Source organism: Pseudomonas sp. ASL9 (assembly GCF_056680335.1).
Map to the genome: position 1 here is coordinate 2,658,230 of NZ_CM155277.1, position 14,705 is coordinate 2,672,934.

At 58.1% G+C, this 14,705-nt stretch carries 14 protein-coding genes and 1 riboswitch; of the genes, 5 read left to right on the plus strand and 9 right to left on the minus strand.

Features of this window, described 5'->3' with window-relative positions:
* Nucleotides 1-123: 123 nt before the first annotated feature.
* From AC1ME2_RS12230 to AC1ME2_RS12265, 8 genes are all read right to left on the minus strand, one after another.
* Nucleotides 124-1,485 (minus strand): LLM class flavin-dependent oxidoreductase, encoded by a 1,362-nt coding sequence (locus AC1ME2_RS12230; protein ID WP_480441458.1) that lies wholly within the window; start codon nucleotides 1,483-1,485, stop codon nucleotides 124-126.
* Nucleotides 1,485-2,690 carry an SfnB family sulfur acquisition oxidoreductase gene (locus AC1ME2_RS12235; RefSeq protein ID WP_480441460.1) on the minus strand — a complete coding sequence of 402 codons (1,206 nt, stop codon included), beginning with the start codon at nucleotides 2,688-2,690 and terminating at the stop codon, nucleotides 1,485-1,487. Before AC1ME2_RS12235 ends, AC1ME2_RS12230 begins: the two co-directional genes overlap by 1 nt.
* Nucleotides 2,691-2,709: 19 nt before the next feature.
* On the minus strand, nucleotides 2,710-3,951 hold the full coding sequence (locus tag AC1ME2_RS12240; RefSeq protein WP_480441461.1) for an SfnB family sulfur acquisition oxidoreductase: 1,242 nt from the start codon (nucleotides 3,949-3,951) through the stop codon (nucleotides 2,710-2,712).
* A 240-nt stretch (nucleotides 3,952-4,191) separates the two neighbouring features.
* Complete coding sequence (locus AC1ME2_RS12245; protein ID WP_480441463.1) at nucleotides 4,192-4,911, minus strand: hypothetical protein; 720 nt, start codon at nucleotides 4,909-4,911, stop codon at nucleotides 4,192-4,194.
* Nucleotides 4,912-5,199: 288 nt separating this feature from the next.
* Complete coding sequence (gene tcyN / locus AC1ME2_RS12250) at nucleotides 5,200-5,943, minus strand: L-cystine ABC transporter ATP-binding protein TcyN (protein ID WP_480441464.1); 744 nt, start codon at nucleotides 5,941-5,943, stop codon at nucleotides 5,200-5,202.
* Nucleotides 5,944-5,946: 3 nt separating this feature from the next.
* Nucleotides 5,947-6,615, minus strand: a complete 669-nt coding sequence (gene tcyL, locus AC1ME2_RS12255) for a cystine ABC transporter permease (RefSeq protein ID WP_480441466.1) — start codon at nucleotides 6,613-6,615, stop codon at nucleotides 5,947-5,949.
* The gene (gene tcyJ / locus AC1ME2_RS12260) at nucleotides 6,612-7,409 is read right to left on the minus strand and encodes a cystine ABC transporter substrate-binding protein (protein ID WP_480441467.1); all 798 of its coding nucleotides are present in this window, start codon (nucleotides 7,407-7,409) and stop codon (nucleotides 6,612-6,614) included. The genes tcyL and tcyJ overlap by 4 nt, the downstream gene beginning before the upstream one ends.
* Nucleotides 7,410-7,642: 233 nt before the next feature.
* A complete protein-coding gene (locus AC1ME2_RS12265) occupies nucleotides 7,643-8,641 on the minus strand; it encodes a D-cysteine desulfhydrase (protein ID WP_480441468.1) in 999 nt (332 codons plus the stop codon).
* Nucleotides 8,642-8,852: 211 nt separating this feature from the next.
* On the opposite strand from AC1ME2_RS12265, the gene epsC reads away from it, so the two are divergent.
* From epsC to AC1ME2_RS12280, 3 genes are all read left to right on the plus strand, one after another.
* Nucleotides 8,853-9,794: a serine O-acetyltransferase EpsC gene (gene epsC / locus AC1ME2_RS12270; protein ID WP_480441471.1), complete on the plus strand. Its 942-nt coding sequence runs from the start codon at nucleotides 8,853-8,855 to the stop codon at nucleotides 9,792-9,794.
* A gap of 65 nt (nucleotides 9,795-9,859) precedes the next feature.
* Complete coding sequence (locus AC1ME2_RS12275) at nucleotides 9,860-10,543, plus strand: Crp/Fnr family transcriptional regulator (RefSeq protein WP_480441472.1); 684 nt, start codon at nucleotides 9,860-9,862, stop codon at nucleotides 10,541-10,543.
* 37 nt (nucleotides 10,544-10,580) lie between these two features.
* Entirely contained in the window at nucleotides 10,581-11,252 is a 672-nt protein-coding gene (locus AC1ME2_RS12280) for a response regulator (RefSeq protein ID WP_480441474.1), read from the plus strand.
* 143 nt (nucleotides 11,253-11,395) lie between these two features.
* Here AC1ME2_RS12280 and AC1ME2_RS12285 read toward each other — a convergent pair whose 3' ends face one another.
* On the minus strand, nucleotides 11,396-11,797 hold the full coding sequence (locus AC1ME2_RS12285) for an acyl-CoA thioesterase (protein WP_480441476.1): 402 nt from the start codon (nucleotides 11,795-11,797) through the stop codon (nucleotides 11,396-11,398).
* A gap of 216 nt (nucleotides 11,798-12,013) precedes the next feature.
* A riboswitch (S-adenosyl-L-homocysteine riboswitch) is annotated at nucleotides 12,014-12,132 on the plus strand.
* 21 nt (nucleotides 12,133-12,153) lie between these two features.
* On the opposite strand from AC1ME2_RS12285, the gene AC1ME2_RS12290 reads away from it, so the two are divergent.
* Both AC1ME2_RS12290 and metF read left to right on the plus strand, forming a co-directional pair.
* Entirely contained in the window at nucleotides 12,154-13,563 is a 1,410-nt protein-coding gene (locus AC1ME2_RS12290; protein ID WP_480441477.1) for an adenosylhomocysteinase, read from the plus strand.
* Between the two features lie 174 nt (nucleotides 13,564-13,737).
* Nucleotides 13,738-14,583 carry a methylenetetrahydrofolate reductase [NAD(P)H] gene (gene metF, locus AC1ME2_RS12295; protein ID WP_480441479.1) on the plus strand — a complete coding sequence of 282 codons (846 nt, stop codon included), beginning with the start codon at nucleotides 13,738-13,740 and terminating at the stop codon, nucleotides 14,581-14,583.
* Nucleotides 14,584-14,705 lie beyond the last annotated feature (122 nt).

Consider the following 14,705-nt stretch of genomic DNA (forward strand, 5'->3'; position numbering starts at 1 on the left):
TATGTTCCAGAAAAGTTGATGTTGTTTGTCAGGCAGTCTTCGCGGGCAAGCCTGCTCCCACAGATTTTGTGAGCGCCGCAATTCCCTGTGGGAGCAGGCTTGCCTGCGAAGAGGCCAGCAGCTTCAATCTGATACGTGCCGATACCCCGCCCCCGCATGCGTTTCTGGCAAGCGCGGGCCTTCGCGGAACAACTTCTCCCGCAGGGTGCCGCTGTCGTATGCCGTTTTATACGAGCCACGGCGTTGCAGCTCCGGGACCACCAGATCGATGAAGTCGGCATAGCTTTCCGGGGTCACGGTGCGGGTCAGGTTGAAGCCGTCGAGGCCGGTTTCGGCGATCCAGGATTCCAGTTCATCGGCAACCTGTTCAGGCGAGCCGATCAGAGTGACATAGCGCCCGCCCAGTGCGTGTTGATCGAGCAGTTTGCGGCGAGTCCAATCATTGTTTTTCAGGTTCTTGGTCGCCGACTGGATCGCGTTGCTTTTGACGTACTGGATCGGCTCGTCCAGTTTGTATTCCGCGAAGTCGATCCCGGTCGAGGCTGCAAAGTGCGCGACACCGGCTTCGGCGCTGGCGTATTCCAGATACTCCCGCTGTTTGGCGCGGGCCAGTTCCTCGGTGGCGCCGACGATCACGTTCAAGCCCATGAACACCTTGATGTCCTCGGGGTTACGCCCGGCGGCCTTGGCGCTGGCGCGAACCTTGTCCACTTGCTCGCGGGTCGCGACCTTGTTTTGTCCGCTGATGAACACGCACTCGGCATGGCGCCCGGCGAACTCCACGCCGCGATCAGAAGTACCTGCCTGAAACAACACCGGGGTGCGTTGCGGCGACGGTTCACAGAGGTGATAACCCTCGACTTGATAGAACTCGCCTTTGTGCCGAACCTTGTGCACTTTTTCGGGCTGGGCATAGATCCGTTGCTGGCGATCATTGATCACCGCGTCATCTTCCCAGCTGCCTTCCCAGAGTTTGTACAGCACCTCCAGGTATTCATCGGCCTGATCATAGCGACGGTCGTGTTCGACCTGTTCGGTCAAGCCAATGGCCTTGGCCGCACTGTCCAGATAACCGGTAACGATGTTCCAGCCCACTCGGCCACGGCTCAGGTGGTCGAGGGTCGACATGCGTCGGGCGAACAGATAGGGCGCCTCATACGTGAGGTTGGCGGTCAGGCCGAACCCCAGGTTTTTGGTGACCGCTGCCATGGCCGACAACAGCATAAGCGGGTCATTGACCGGCAACTGGATCGACTCTTTGAGCGTTACATCCACCGAGTTCTGATACACGTCGTACACGCCGGTGATATCGGCGATGAACAAACCATCAAACAAGCCCCGCTCCAGCAGTTGCGCCAGTTCAGTCCAGTACTCGAGGGTTTTGTACTCGGTGGAATTGTCTCGCGGGTGCGTCCAGAGGCCATGGTTGATATGGCCAATGCAGTTCATGTTGAACGCATTGAACAGGATTTTTTTCTGGGTCATCAGATCGTCCCCCGCAACGGCGGATTTTCATCGTTGAGGTAGTAATTGCCGATGGCGTGGTACTTCCAGCGCACCGGGTCGTGCACGGTATGCACGCGGGCGTTGCGCCAGTGACGGTCCAGACCATGTTCGGCCAGGGTCGCCTGGCTGCCGGCCAGTTCGAACAGGGTGCTGCCCGCTGCAAGAGAGATCTCGGTACTGATCGCTCGCGCTTCGGCCACGGCAATGGATGCGGCGGCGACGCTTGCGGCAGTGCTGTCGGCCTGGGCGCGGTCAAGGAACTCACCGGCGCGTTCCAACAGGGCTTCGGCAGCGTGCAGGCGAACGCCGAGCTTGCCGAAACTGTGCAGGGTCAATGGATCGTCCACGGCTTTTTCGATACCGGAGTCAATCCATGGCCGGGTGCGAGTGCGGACGAAATGCAGGGCGTCCTGATAAGCCGCGCGGGCGATGCCGGTGTCGATGGACGCATGAAGAATCTGCGCCAGAGGGCCCACGGTAGTCGGGCGTTCGAAGGCGGTTTGAAACGGCACCACGTCATCGGCGCTGACAAACACGTTATCGAACACCACAGAGCCGCTGCCGGTGGTGCGTTGACCAAAACCGCTCCAGTCGTCAATCACCGTCAGGCCTACGCTGTCACGCGGGACGAAGACCAGGTGTTGCACACTGTGTTCGTCCACCACCGACGTCGGTACGCGCTGCGCATACAGCGCACCGGTCGCGTAAAACTTGCGACCATTGATGCGATAGCCATCACCCTCCGGGCTCAGGCGCGTGGTGCGGTCGTGAGCGGTTTTGTTGCCTAGCTCAGCCAACGCATTGCCGAAGCGTTGCCCGGCCAGAACCTCTGCGTACAGTCGTTTCTGCTGTTGGACGCTGCCATTCACGCGCAGCACTTCAAGGGCGTAAAAATGGTTCTGCGGAATTTGCCCCAGAGACGAATCGGCCTCGGCGATCAGTGTTGTGACCTTGGCCAGGGTGACGCTGGAAACACCCGCGCCACCATACGCCTTGGGCACGCTGATACCCCATAGACCCGAGGCGGAAAACAGCTCAAGTTCAGCGTGGGGCAGGCGTCGCTCCTGATCACGCAGGGCGCTGTCACGTTTGAAATATTCAGCCAGCTTGGCGGCCACTTGCAGGGCCTGGGCGTCGCTGTGAATCACTGCCGCCGTTTGCGGCAGGGAAGCTATAGAAGTCATACGTTCTCCAGTGGTCTGGTCAGATCCAGGAATGCCGGGCAGGCAGGGTGCCGTTCAGGTGATAGGCGCCCACGGCGTGGTATTTCCAGCGCACCGGGTCGTGGAGGGTGTGAACGCGTGCGTTGCGCCAATGGCGGTCGAGGTTGAACTCGGCCAAGGTGGCGCGGCTGCCCGCCAGCTCGAACAGCTTTTCGCTGGCGAGCAGAGAGATTTCAGTGGTCAGTACTTTGGCTTCAGCCACCGCAATCGAGGCGCGAGCTGCCGAAGCGGCATCCACAGGCGCGGCATTGACTTCATCAAGCACTTGGCCGGCCTTGCGCAGCAGTGCTTCAGCGGCATGCAGTTCGAGTTTCAGCTTGCCGATGTCGGCGATCACGTACAGATCATCGCTGGCGCGTTCGACGTTGGCATCGATCCACGGACGCGAACGTTCGCGAACAAAACCAATGCTGTCGTCAATCGCTTCGCGGGCGATCCCGACATCGATGGCCGCCTGGATCAATTGCGACACTGCGCCCTGAATATTGGGCGCTAGCGCCAGGCGCCAGTTATCAATGATGTGCTCGGCTTCGACCTGCACGTTATTGAGCAGCACAGTGCCACTGGCGGTGGTGCGTTGACCAAAGCCGGACCAGTCATCGACGATGCGCAAACCTGGCGTGCCGCGCTGGACGAATGCCAGCACTTGCTGCCCGTCATCGTTCAGCGCCTTGACTGCGATCCAATGCGCGAACAGTGCGCCAGTGGAGTAGAACTTCTGGCCGTTGAGGACAAACTGGTCGCCTTGGGCGGTGAGCCTCGCTTTGATATCCAGGGTGTTTTTGGTGCCCCGCTCAGGCCCGGCATTGCCGATGCGCCAGCCGTCTAGCACGCTTTGAAATAATTGCTTCTTTTGCGTTTCGTTGGCGCTGCCCAGCAACGAATTGAGGATACCGACCTGGTTCTGCGGGATCTGCCCCAGCGCCGGGTCCGCAGCGGAAATAATCTTGAACACTTCGGCCAAGGTGACGAACGAAACCTGCGGGCCACCGTATTCCCGGGGGACGGAAATGCTGCCCAGCCCGCTGCGGGTAAAGTGTTCGATTTGGGCCCACGGCAGTTTGCGCTGACGATCACGCTGTGCCGCCTGCAAGCGCGCGAGCTGTGCCAATTCATGGGCAGCGGCGAGGGCTTGGGCGTCGTTACTCAGAACCTTCGCTGGCAATAGCAGCGGGGCGATGTCCAGATCGCTCTGGAGGGGTGCCGCCGAGAGATCCGACATCAGCACCGCTCCGTGGCGGTACGCAATGCCCTGGCGATCTGCACGGGGGTGATTGTGAAAATGACCATTCCAAACCTCACATCGACATAAGCCGCGTCTCTGCGGCGAAAACAAACTGACGGTGGTCCGGTGGTCCGGTCTATATACCCTAAGCGCGTATAAAAATTAAATAAACATCCTTTTAGGAATAAGCATAGAAGGGAGGATTGCAGATCGGCATTTAAGGCTCACGCGGTTTAGCTAATCGGTGACGGTACTGACGTTAAGTGCACGCGGCGGAGCCCAGCGTGAGGTGTTGCCCACCTGGTCGATAATGCAGTAAGTGACTTCCAGTTGTTGGTCTTCGCCGCCTTCCTGAATCAATGCGGGCGGAACATTCAATGTAATGGGCTTGCCAACATCCGTGGCATTGATGGCCGGCAGATCCATGCGCATATCCCCCCAACGTAGCGTGATTTCATCTTTGGCGGCCATGTTCTGGTACGCCTCAATGGTCAGTTCAACGCCACAACGCCACTGTTTTGCGGTCAATCCCTGATGCAGTAGCGCGTCAGGTACAGCCAAGGGCGCAAGGCTCTGGTTTTCTTCCGCGCTCAGCGGCGAGGGGTGTCCGCCGGGGCAATCGAGTTTGACCCATACATCCTTGCTCGCGGAGAGCGACGGTGTACTGCCCACCTTCTGGATTTGGTACCAGGTTTTGACCGTGCCGCTCTGTAAAAAGCTTTCCGGAACACGCAAGGCCAGGGTCTGGCCGACATCCGCAGCCGTCAGCAACTTTGATACAACGTAACGGCCGCCCCAAAACAGCTCGATCAGATCGCCTTCATCCATGGCGGCATAAGGCTCGATGGTGACCAACAGATGCGCGGCGGCACTCACGCCGATACCGTGCTTGTTTGCCTGGGGCAAATAAGGCGCACGCAGTTTGCTTTGATGGGGCGCCGGGGTCGCATAAGCCATGTTCCGTACTCCTTATGATCAGCGGCTAATAAGCGGTGCCGCGGATACCTCAATGAATGGGTGTTGATGAATCCTGATAGCCAGCTAAGAGAGGATAGGAACGGGTGTCAAGCCAGCGGGTGGGGTGAAGTGCAAGCCTCGGACGGAATCAGAGAGTTCCTACATTTATAAGGCCAGGGGGTTACCTGAACCTCAGCATTGCGTCCTACTCAGCAACAATATGAAATGTCAGAGGCGAAAAAAAACAGCGCCGGGTGAGCGCTGTTTTTTTGTTATCTATAGCGTTATTCAGTGCCGGCTTCGCTCCAGAAATTGGCGAGTACGCTCTTCCCGAGGATTGGCAAACAGCGCCTTGGCTTCTCCTTGCTCAACGATCACGCCCTTGTCGATAAAGATCACCCGGTTGGCCACATCCCGCGCAAAGCTCATCTCATGAGTGACGATGACCATCGTGCGCTTCTCTTCCGCCAGCGCCCGGATGGCCGTCAACACTTCACCCACCAATTCCGGGTCCAGCGCAGAGGTGGGCTCATCGAACAGAATCACCTCAGGCTCCATGGCCAAGGCGCGGGCAATCGCCACCCGCTGTTGCTGGCCGCCGGACAGTCGTCGCGGATACGCGTCTTCCTTACCGGCCAGGCCGACCTTGGCCAGCAGCTTGCGCGCCAGCGCCTCGGCTTGCGCTCGTGGCATTTTTTTCACCACCAGCGGGCCTTCCATCACGTTTTCCAGCGCGGTGCGATGGGGGAACAGATTGAAGTTCTGAAAGACAAAACCGACGTGCTGGCGCAGTTGCCGAATCAAGCCTTGCTGCTGACTCAGCGGGCGACTGCCATCGATCTCGATATCACCCACGATGATCTTGCCGCTGGTGGGCTCTTCAAGAAAATTGAGGCAACGCAGTAAAGTGGTTTTGCCGGAACCGCTGGGACCAATGATGGCCACGACCTCACCGGCTTCGACCTTCAAATCGATGCCATTGAGCACCGTTTGCCCTTTGAATTGTTTGGTCAGTTTTTCAACCACGATCATGCTTCAAGACTCCAGATCATGTCGGTTGACCCTCGCTTCCAAACGGTGCTGCAGGTGCGCGAGCAGGCTGGCGAGTATCCAGTAGATCAGTGCGGCGGCAAGGTACATGGTGAAAATTTCAAAGGTTCGCGCGGTGATCAACTGCGCCTGACGAAACAGCTCTGGCACCTGAATGGTCGCCGCCAACGCGGTGTCCTTGACCAGCGAAATGAAGCTGTTGCCCAACGGCGGCAAGGCGGTTCTCGCGGCTTGCGGCAGAATCGCCCGCCGCATGGTTTGCGCACGGGTCATGCCGATGCTGGCCGCCGCTTCCCATTGGCCGCGATCCACTGCACCAATGGCTGAACGCAAAATCTCGCAGGCATAAGCGCCCATGTTCAGGGAGAAACCGATCAGCGCTGCCGGCAATGGGTCCAACTCAATCCCCAACTGCGGCAGGCCGTAATAGATCATGAACAACTGGACGAGCAAGGGTGTGCCGCGAAAGAACGACACATACACCCGCGCAATGCCGCTCAGCAATTTGAGGTGCGACAAACGCATCAACGCCAGGCCGAAGCCCAGCAGCAAGCCGAAAAACATCCCGCCCAGACTGAGGATGACCGTGAAATACGCGCCCTTGAGCAGAAAGGGCGCAGAGTCCAGCGCGAGCTTCAGACTCTCTGAAATCATTGGGTCACGTCAGAGCCGAAGTACTTCTGCGACAACTTGGCGAGGGTCCCGTCGGCACGCAGTTTGTCGATGGCTTTGTTGATTGCAGCGACCAGCTCAGGCTCACCTTTGCGTATCGCGATACCGGCTTCCTGGCGGGAAAAAGGCGCGCCGGACACGGCTAGCTTGTCATTGGTTTTTTTGACCATTTCGAGAGCGGCAAGACGATCGACAAGAATGGCGTCAGTGCGGCCAGCGAGCAGATCCTGGAATTTGGTAGGGTCATCGTCATAGGTTTTGACGATGGCTTTAGGCACGTTTTCCTTGAGCCACTGCTCGTAGTTGGTGCCCAGGCCGACACCAACTTTCTTGTCTGCAAGGGAATCGGGCGTCGGAAACTTGCCCGCGTCTTTTTTCTGGGTCAGTGCCTGAATCCCGGAGATCGTGTAGGGCTCGGAAAAGTCGTACTTCTTCTTGCGCTCTTCGGAGATGGTCACCTGGTTGATCACCACGTCGAGACGTTTGGATTCCAGTGCCGCGAGGATACCGTCCCATTTGGTCGGCTGAAGTTTGGCTTTCACCCCCAGTTCTTTGGCCAGGGCTTCGGAGAATTCGACTTCAAAACCGCTGAGTTTGCCGTCTTCACTCACGAAGCTGAACGGTGGATAGGTGCCTTCAAGGCCGACATTGATCGTGCCGCTACTTTTTATTTTTTGCAGTTGATCTCCGGCGACGGCTTGCCCGATCAGGCTGGAGCCGAGCACAAGGCTCAACGTGGAGAGCAGAAATGTCCGGCGGATAGCAGCAATGTTCATGACGAGCCCCTTATGTTGTTTTTAAACGTCAGGCAAGAATCAGACCCAACGAAAGCTACTGCGGCCTTGAAACTAAATCCAGCTATTTCAGGCGGCGATATTCCTTTTGTAAACCTTCACGTGGCGTGGCTAATCCTTCACGCCGCGTGACTATAGAGGCTGCCGCATATGAATTAAAATAATTAGAAACGATTTATATATTTCTAATTAATATATATCGACTGACTGGAAACTCAGCTCGAAAAGACACCGGGGTACGCGAACAATGCCGGGGCGCCACCCGTGTGCAGGAAGATGATCGGGCCCTCATTGAAACGCTGGCGACCGATGCCGTCGAGCAGGCCCGCCATGGCCTTGCCGGTGTACACCGGATCGAGCAACAGACCTTCCTGGCTGGCGACAAGCTTGATCGCGGCCAAGGTACCCGCGTTGGGGGCGCCGTAACCTGGCGCGAAATATTCATCCCACAGCTCGACCTTGAAGCTGCTCGGCAGGGTAATGCCCAACAACTCGGCGGTTCTCTCAGCCAGCCCCTCGACTTTCGGCCGCTGGGCTTCTTCGCTGCGTGACACGGTGATGCCCACCACCGGCAAATGAGGCAACGTTTCGCTGAGCCCCAAGGCCAGGCCGCTTTGGGTGCCAGCACTGCCCGACGCAAGGACCACGGCAGCGAACGTCAGTCTGGTCTGTTCGATTTGCTCGGCCAATTCCAGCCCTGCACGCACGTACCCTAGCGCGCCCAACGCATTGGAGCCCCCAATCGGCACCGAATAAGGCTTTTTACCGCCAGCGCGCAGACGGGCGGCGAGGGCATGCAGTTGCTCATCGGCGTTATCCAGGTTCTCGACCAGCTCGACCTTGGCGTCGAACAGGTCCAGCAACAGACGATTGCCGTTGCTCAGGTAACTGGTGTCGGTGCTTGCGATCGGATTTTCCAGCAGCGCGACGCAACCCAGGCCCAGGCGTGCAGCCAGCGCGGCCGTTTGGCGGACGTGGTTGGACTGGATGCCCCCAGCGGTAATCAACGTATCAGCGCCTTGCGCCAACGCATCGGCGGCCAGGTATTCGAGCTTGCGGACCTTGTTGCCGCCCAGCGCCAGTGTTGTGGTGTCGTCGCGTTTGACATAAATGTCCCGGCCGACCCAGGCGGACAGACGCTCCAGTTTCTCCAGTGCGGTGGGGGCGCCGAGTAATTCCAGACGGTTAAAACGAGTGAGCTGTTGTTTGATCATGATGGTTAATAAGCCGGGAAGTGAGTCGATGGACTATAGGCAACCCGCTGAACCCTGTGCAACATTTGCAGGAATGGACGCTGCTCGGCAAAGGCCCTACGGAAATTGTTAATTTTTCGTCGTAAATGTTTGCCGTAGAGTAGACGCATCAGCGGCCGTCATCTTGACCGCGATCCTGGCTCTTACCTTGAAAGCAGAAGGAGTAGTGAGCGTGAGCGATATTCCAGAGGCATCGGCCGATAACTGGCAGTTGCAGCAAATCGTCAACCAATTGCGCACAGCCCGTGATGACTGGCGTACACGTAACGGGCGTGTGAGTGGTGAGCATGGCGGTCGTGAACTGCCTTCACGAGCGGCCATGCGCGACATTCTCGAAGCACTGTGTGGGGCGTTGTTCCCGATGCGCCTGGGCCCGGTGGACTTACGCGAAGAGAGCGAAGATTTCTACGTCGGCCATACCCTCGACGTATCCCTCAATGCGTTGCTGACCCAGGCTCGTCTAGAGTTGCGTTACGTGGCGCGTCAGCACGGCGAGAACGTTAGCGCGGCAGACACGCACGCGGTGCAGCTGGTTCAGGACTTCGCCAGCGCCTTGCCCGCGATTCGTCGCATGCTGGACACCGACGTACTGGCCGCCTACCACGGCGACCCGGCGGCACGCAGCGTCGATGAAGTGTTGCTGTGTTATCCCGGCATTCTGGCGGTCATTCATCACCGCTTGGCGCACCATCTGTATCGCGCCGGTCTACCCCTGCTGGCACGGATCAGTTCGGAGATCGCGCATTCGGCCACGGGCATCGACATTCACCCCGGTGCGCAGATTGGCCAGAGCTTCTTTATCGATCACGGGACAGGTGTGGTCATCGGCGAAACCGCGATCATCGGCGAACGTGTGCGCATCTATCAGGCCGTGACCCTGGGCGCGAAACGCTTCCCGGCAGACGAAGACGGCCAATTGCAGAAAGGCCACGCCCGTCACCCGATAGTCGAAGACGACGTGGTGATCTATGCCGGCGCGACGATTCTTGGGCGAATCATCATTGGCAAAGGCTCGACCATTGGCGGCAACGTCTGGCTGACCCGCAGCGTACCGGCCGGCTGCAACCTGACCCAGGCCAACCTGTTGCAACAAGATGATGGGTGTCAGAAATAGGGTAGATCCCTTATCTGCACAGGCGGTGTCAGACAGACGACAAAGCCAGCAATCAAGGAGTTCACATGAATGGAGCTGTATGGCGTTCGCGGCTGCTCTCGGGGCATTGGTTCAGCGGTCTACCTGCGGGTTTACAAGATGGCCTGCTCGATGCCGTGAAGCTGCGGAGGCTGACGCCGGGTAGAAATCTGTTCCGACGCGGCGATGCACCGTGTGGGTTGTATGTGGTGGTTGAAGGGGTGATTCGGATAGGTGAGAGCGACGAACAGGTCAAGCCGACGTTGCCTTCGTCTATTGAGTTGCCTTACTGGTTTGGCGAGGTGTCCCTGTTCGACGGCTTGCCGCGTACCCAGAATGCTTTTTCCCGCGCGCACAGCATTGTGCTGCACGTGCCACAAACCGAACTGGCGCATTTGCTGGAAAAGCAGCCGACGTATCGGCGCCAATTCGCCTCATTGCTGAAGCAGAAGCTGCTCTTGAGCAACGAACAACTGGAACAGCACAGCCAGCTATCCACCGCCGCTCGCGTGGCCTTTTGTTTGCTGCTGATCGCCCAGGGCTATGGCGCGATCAATTTCTCGCCACGGCTGATTGGGTTGCCCGCGACGCAGTTGGCCCGGTGGTTATCGATCTCCAGGCCAACCATGCACAGCGTCCTTCTGAATTTACAGGCAAAGGGTGTGTTGAGCGTGAGTGAGTGCGAGATCAGGATTCTCGATCTGGATAAACTGCGTGCGGCGGCAACATAATCAGCCTAGCCTAGCGGCACGATAAATGAGGTGCACCATGCGTTTGCTGTTAGTGGAATACGATCTCAGTACTGCCAATCTACTGGCCAAGGGGCTTGGCGAGTCGGGGTTTATGGTAGACGTTGCGGATAACGGCCTGGCTGGCCGCCACTTCGTTGAAGAGAAGGCTTACGACCTGATCATCCTCGATGTCATGTTGCCGGGCCTGAATGGCTGGCAACTGCTGCAACTGATCCGTCAGCGCGGCAACACGCCCGTATTGTTCCTGACCGCCCGCGATGCTATCGAAGACCGGCTGCGCGGGTTGGAACTGGGCGCCGATGATTACCTGCTCAAGCCCTTTACCTTAGAGGAGCTGTTGGTGCGGGTGCGTACCTTGCTGCGCCGTGGGCCAACCGGCACCGCCGACAGCTACGCCATCGCCGATCTGGAAATGGACGTGCCACGCCAGCGGGTGAGTCGCGGAGGGCAACGGATATCCTTGAGCGATCAGGAATTCGAACTGCTGCAATTGCTGGTCAGCCGTCAGGGCGACGTGATTTCACGCACGCTGATCGCTTCGCAGGTGTTCAACAATGACACCGACAAGGTCGAAATTGCCATCCATCGCCTGCGCTCGAAGATCGATGAGCGTTACCTGCCCAAACTGATCCATACCGTGGGTGCGGTGGGTTATCAGTTGGCGGTGCTTGAGGTGGCGAAAGAGTGAGTTAGCACACCCCCAGTGGGAGCGAATTTATTCGCGAAGGCGTTGGGTCAGGCACCGATGATGTTGGATGTGCTGGCCTCTTCGCGAATAAATTCGCTCCCACATTGTCCACCTGCCTGATCCCTGCCCCCTACCCCCTGCCCTCAGTCAATCACATCGGCCTTGAACTGGTCCTTCACGTAAGTGATTTCGGTCTTGCCGTGCGGGGCTGGCAGGCCGTCTTCACCGAGGTTGACGAAGACCATCTTCTCCACCGTCAGAATGCTTTTGCGCGTGATTTTGTTGCGCACCTGACAGGTCAGGCTGATCGAGGTACGACCAAACTCGGTGGCGGTAATGCCCAGCTCGATGATGTCACCCTGACGCGAGGCGCTGACGAAGTTGATCTCGGAAATGTACTTGGTCACCACCCGTTGGTTTCCCAACTGAACGATGGCGTAGATTGCGGCTTCTTCATCGATCCAGCGCAACAGGCTGCCGCCGAACAGGGTGCCGTTGGGGTTGAGGTCTTCGGGCTTAACCCACTTGCGGGTGTGGAAATTCATGCTCACTCCTGACCGTTTTGCCAATTGATGGCTCTAATCATGGCAGACCCGGCGCGTTACCTCTATCGGGCATCGGCCAGGGTGATGATTAGTTTTTGGGCATCTATGCGATGGAAAGGTCTTGGGCAACGCCTCAAGCACGGCTATAATCGCCCAGCTTCAAAAACGGTCACCGTCGGCTCGATTGTCTAAACAGCCCATGACCGTTCCCGCCACCTGTCCGAGGGGCGCTGCAGCAGGCTTGTCCTGTCAGGCTCGGATGGGGCGTTGCTTGATCGGCTGATTTACTGAATCAGCCCGGATAAGCCTTAAACGCACAACGGCGCCCATTCGCACACTACGAATGGAGACTCTAAATGAGTGCTGTAATCACGCCTGCAGATTTTAACGACTACAAAGTCGCCGACATGTCCCTGGCTGCCTGGGGTCGTCGCGAAACCATCATCGCTGAATCCGAAATGCCTGCCCTGATGGGCCTGCGCCGCAAATACGCTGGCGAGCAACCGCTCAAGGGCGCGAAGATTCTCGGCTGCATCCACATGACCATCCAGACTGCCGTGCTGATCGAAACCCTGGTTGCCCTGGGTGCCGAAGTACGTTGGTCGTCTTGCAACATTTTCTCGACTCAAGACCAGGCTGCTGCTGCTGTCGCTGCTGCCGGCATCGCGGTTTACGCCTGGAAAGGCGAGACCGAAGCAGAGTACGAGTGGTGCATCGAGCAAACCATCCTTAAAGATGGCCAGCCTTGGGACGCCAACATGATCCTCGACGACGGCGGCGACCTGACCGAGATCATCCACAAGAAATACCCGGCGATGCTGAGCAAGATCCATGGCGTCACCGAAGAAACCACCACCGGCGTACACCGCCTGCTGGACATGCTGGCCAAGGGCGAACTGAAAATCCCGGCCATCAACGTCAATGATTCGGTGACCAAGAGCAAGAACGACAACAAGTACGGCTGCCGTCATAGCCTGAACGATGCGATCAAGCGCGGTACCGACCACCTGCTGTCCGGCAAGCAAGCGCTGGTCATCGGCTACGGCGACGTGGGCAAGGGCTCTTCGCAGTCGCTGCGTCAGGAAGGCATGATCGTCAAGGTTTCCGAAGTCGACCCCATCTGCGCGATGCAAGCGTGCATGGACGGTTTCGAACTGGTTTCGCCGTTCATCGACGGGATCAACGACGGCACTGCCGCCAGCATCGACACTGCACTGCTGGGCAAGATCGACCTGATCGTGACCACCACTGGTAACGTCAATGTCTGCGACTCGAACATGCTCAAGGCCCTGAAGAAACGCGCGGTCGTGTGCAACATCGGTCACTTCGACAATGAGATCGACACCGCTTTCATGCGCAAACACTGGGCATGGGAAGAAGTGAAGCCACAGGTGCATAAAGTTCACCGCACCGGCGCTGGCACTTTCGATCCGCACAACGATGACTACCTGATCCTGCTGGCCGAAGGCCGTCTGGTGAACCTTGGCAACGCCACTGGTCACCCGAGCCGGATCATGGACGGTTCGTTCGCCAACCAGGTACTGGCGCAGATCTTCCTGTTCGACCAGAAGTACGCCAACTTGGCACCTGCCCAGAAAGCCGAACGTCTGACGGTTGAAGTGTTGCCGAAAAAACTCGACGAAGAAGTGGCGCTGGAAATGGTCCGTGGTTTCGGTGGCGTGGTCACTCAGTTGACCAAGCAGCAAGCCGACTACATCGGTGTGACCGTTGAAGGCCCGTTCAAGCCGCACGCCTACCGCTACTGATTGATCAGGCAGCCCGCTCCCCTGCAGGAGCGGGTTTGGTCTGGGCCGCATTCGGACGATCGGCCGCGCAGCGGTCGTCGTGATCAGACACGTGAACCGATGTGGTTTCAGCATTTTGAAGGTCGTTCCGACCTTATCGCGGGCAAGCCCGCTCCTACAATGAGATCGGCGTCCATGTCTAACGACCGTCGCTTCAGCTTCGAATTTTTCCCGACCAAGACCGATGCAGGGCATGAAAAACTGCTCAACACGGCCCGTCAGTTGGCCAGCTACAACCCTGATTTTTTCTCCTGCACCTACGGTGCCGGTGGCTCGACCCGCGACCGCACGATCAACACCGTGCTGCAGCTCGAAAGCGAAGTCAAAGTCCCTGCTGCTCCGCATTTGTCCTGCGTGGGTGACAGCAAGGCTGACCTGCGCGCCCTGCTCACGCAGTACAAGGACGCCGGGATCAAACGTATTGTCGCCCTGCGCGGTGACCTGCCCTCGGGCATGGGCATGGCCAGCGGTGAATTGCGCCACGCCAATGACCTGGTGAGCTTCATTCGTGAAGAAACCGGCAGCCACTTCCATATCGAAGTTGCCGCGTACCCGGAGATGCATCCGCAGGCACGCAATTTCGAAGACGACGTGCAGAACTTCGTCCGCAAGGCCCAAGCCGGTGCCGACAGCGCCATCACCCAATATTTCTTTAACGCCGACAGCTACTTCTACTTCGTCGACCGCGTGAGGAAGATGGGTATCAACATCCCGATCGTGCCAGGCATCATGCCGATCACCAACTACAGCAAGCTGGCGCGGTTCTCCGACGCCTGCGGTGCTGAAATCCCCCGCTGGATTCGCAAGCAGCTGGAAGCCTACGGTGATGATGTGCAAAGCATCCAGGCGTTTGGCGAACAGGTCATCACCCAAATGTGTGAACGTCTGCTGCAAGGCGGCGCTCCGGGGCTGCACTTCTATACCCTTAACCAGGCAGAACCCAGCCTGGCCATCTGGAATAACCTCAAGCTTCCACGTTAATCACATTCAACACACACTGTCGTCCTGGCAGGTTTTCGCGCAAGCGAGAACCTGCCGACACCATGGTGTATCGGGTGCCTGTCTGATTTTCGTGCGGACATCGACCCAAATCATCCATTAGC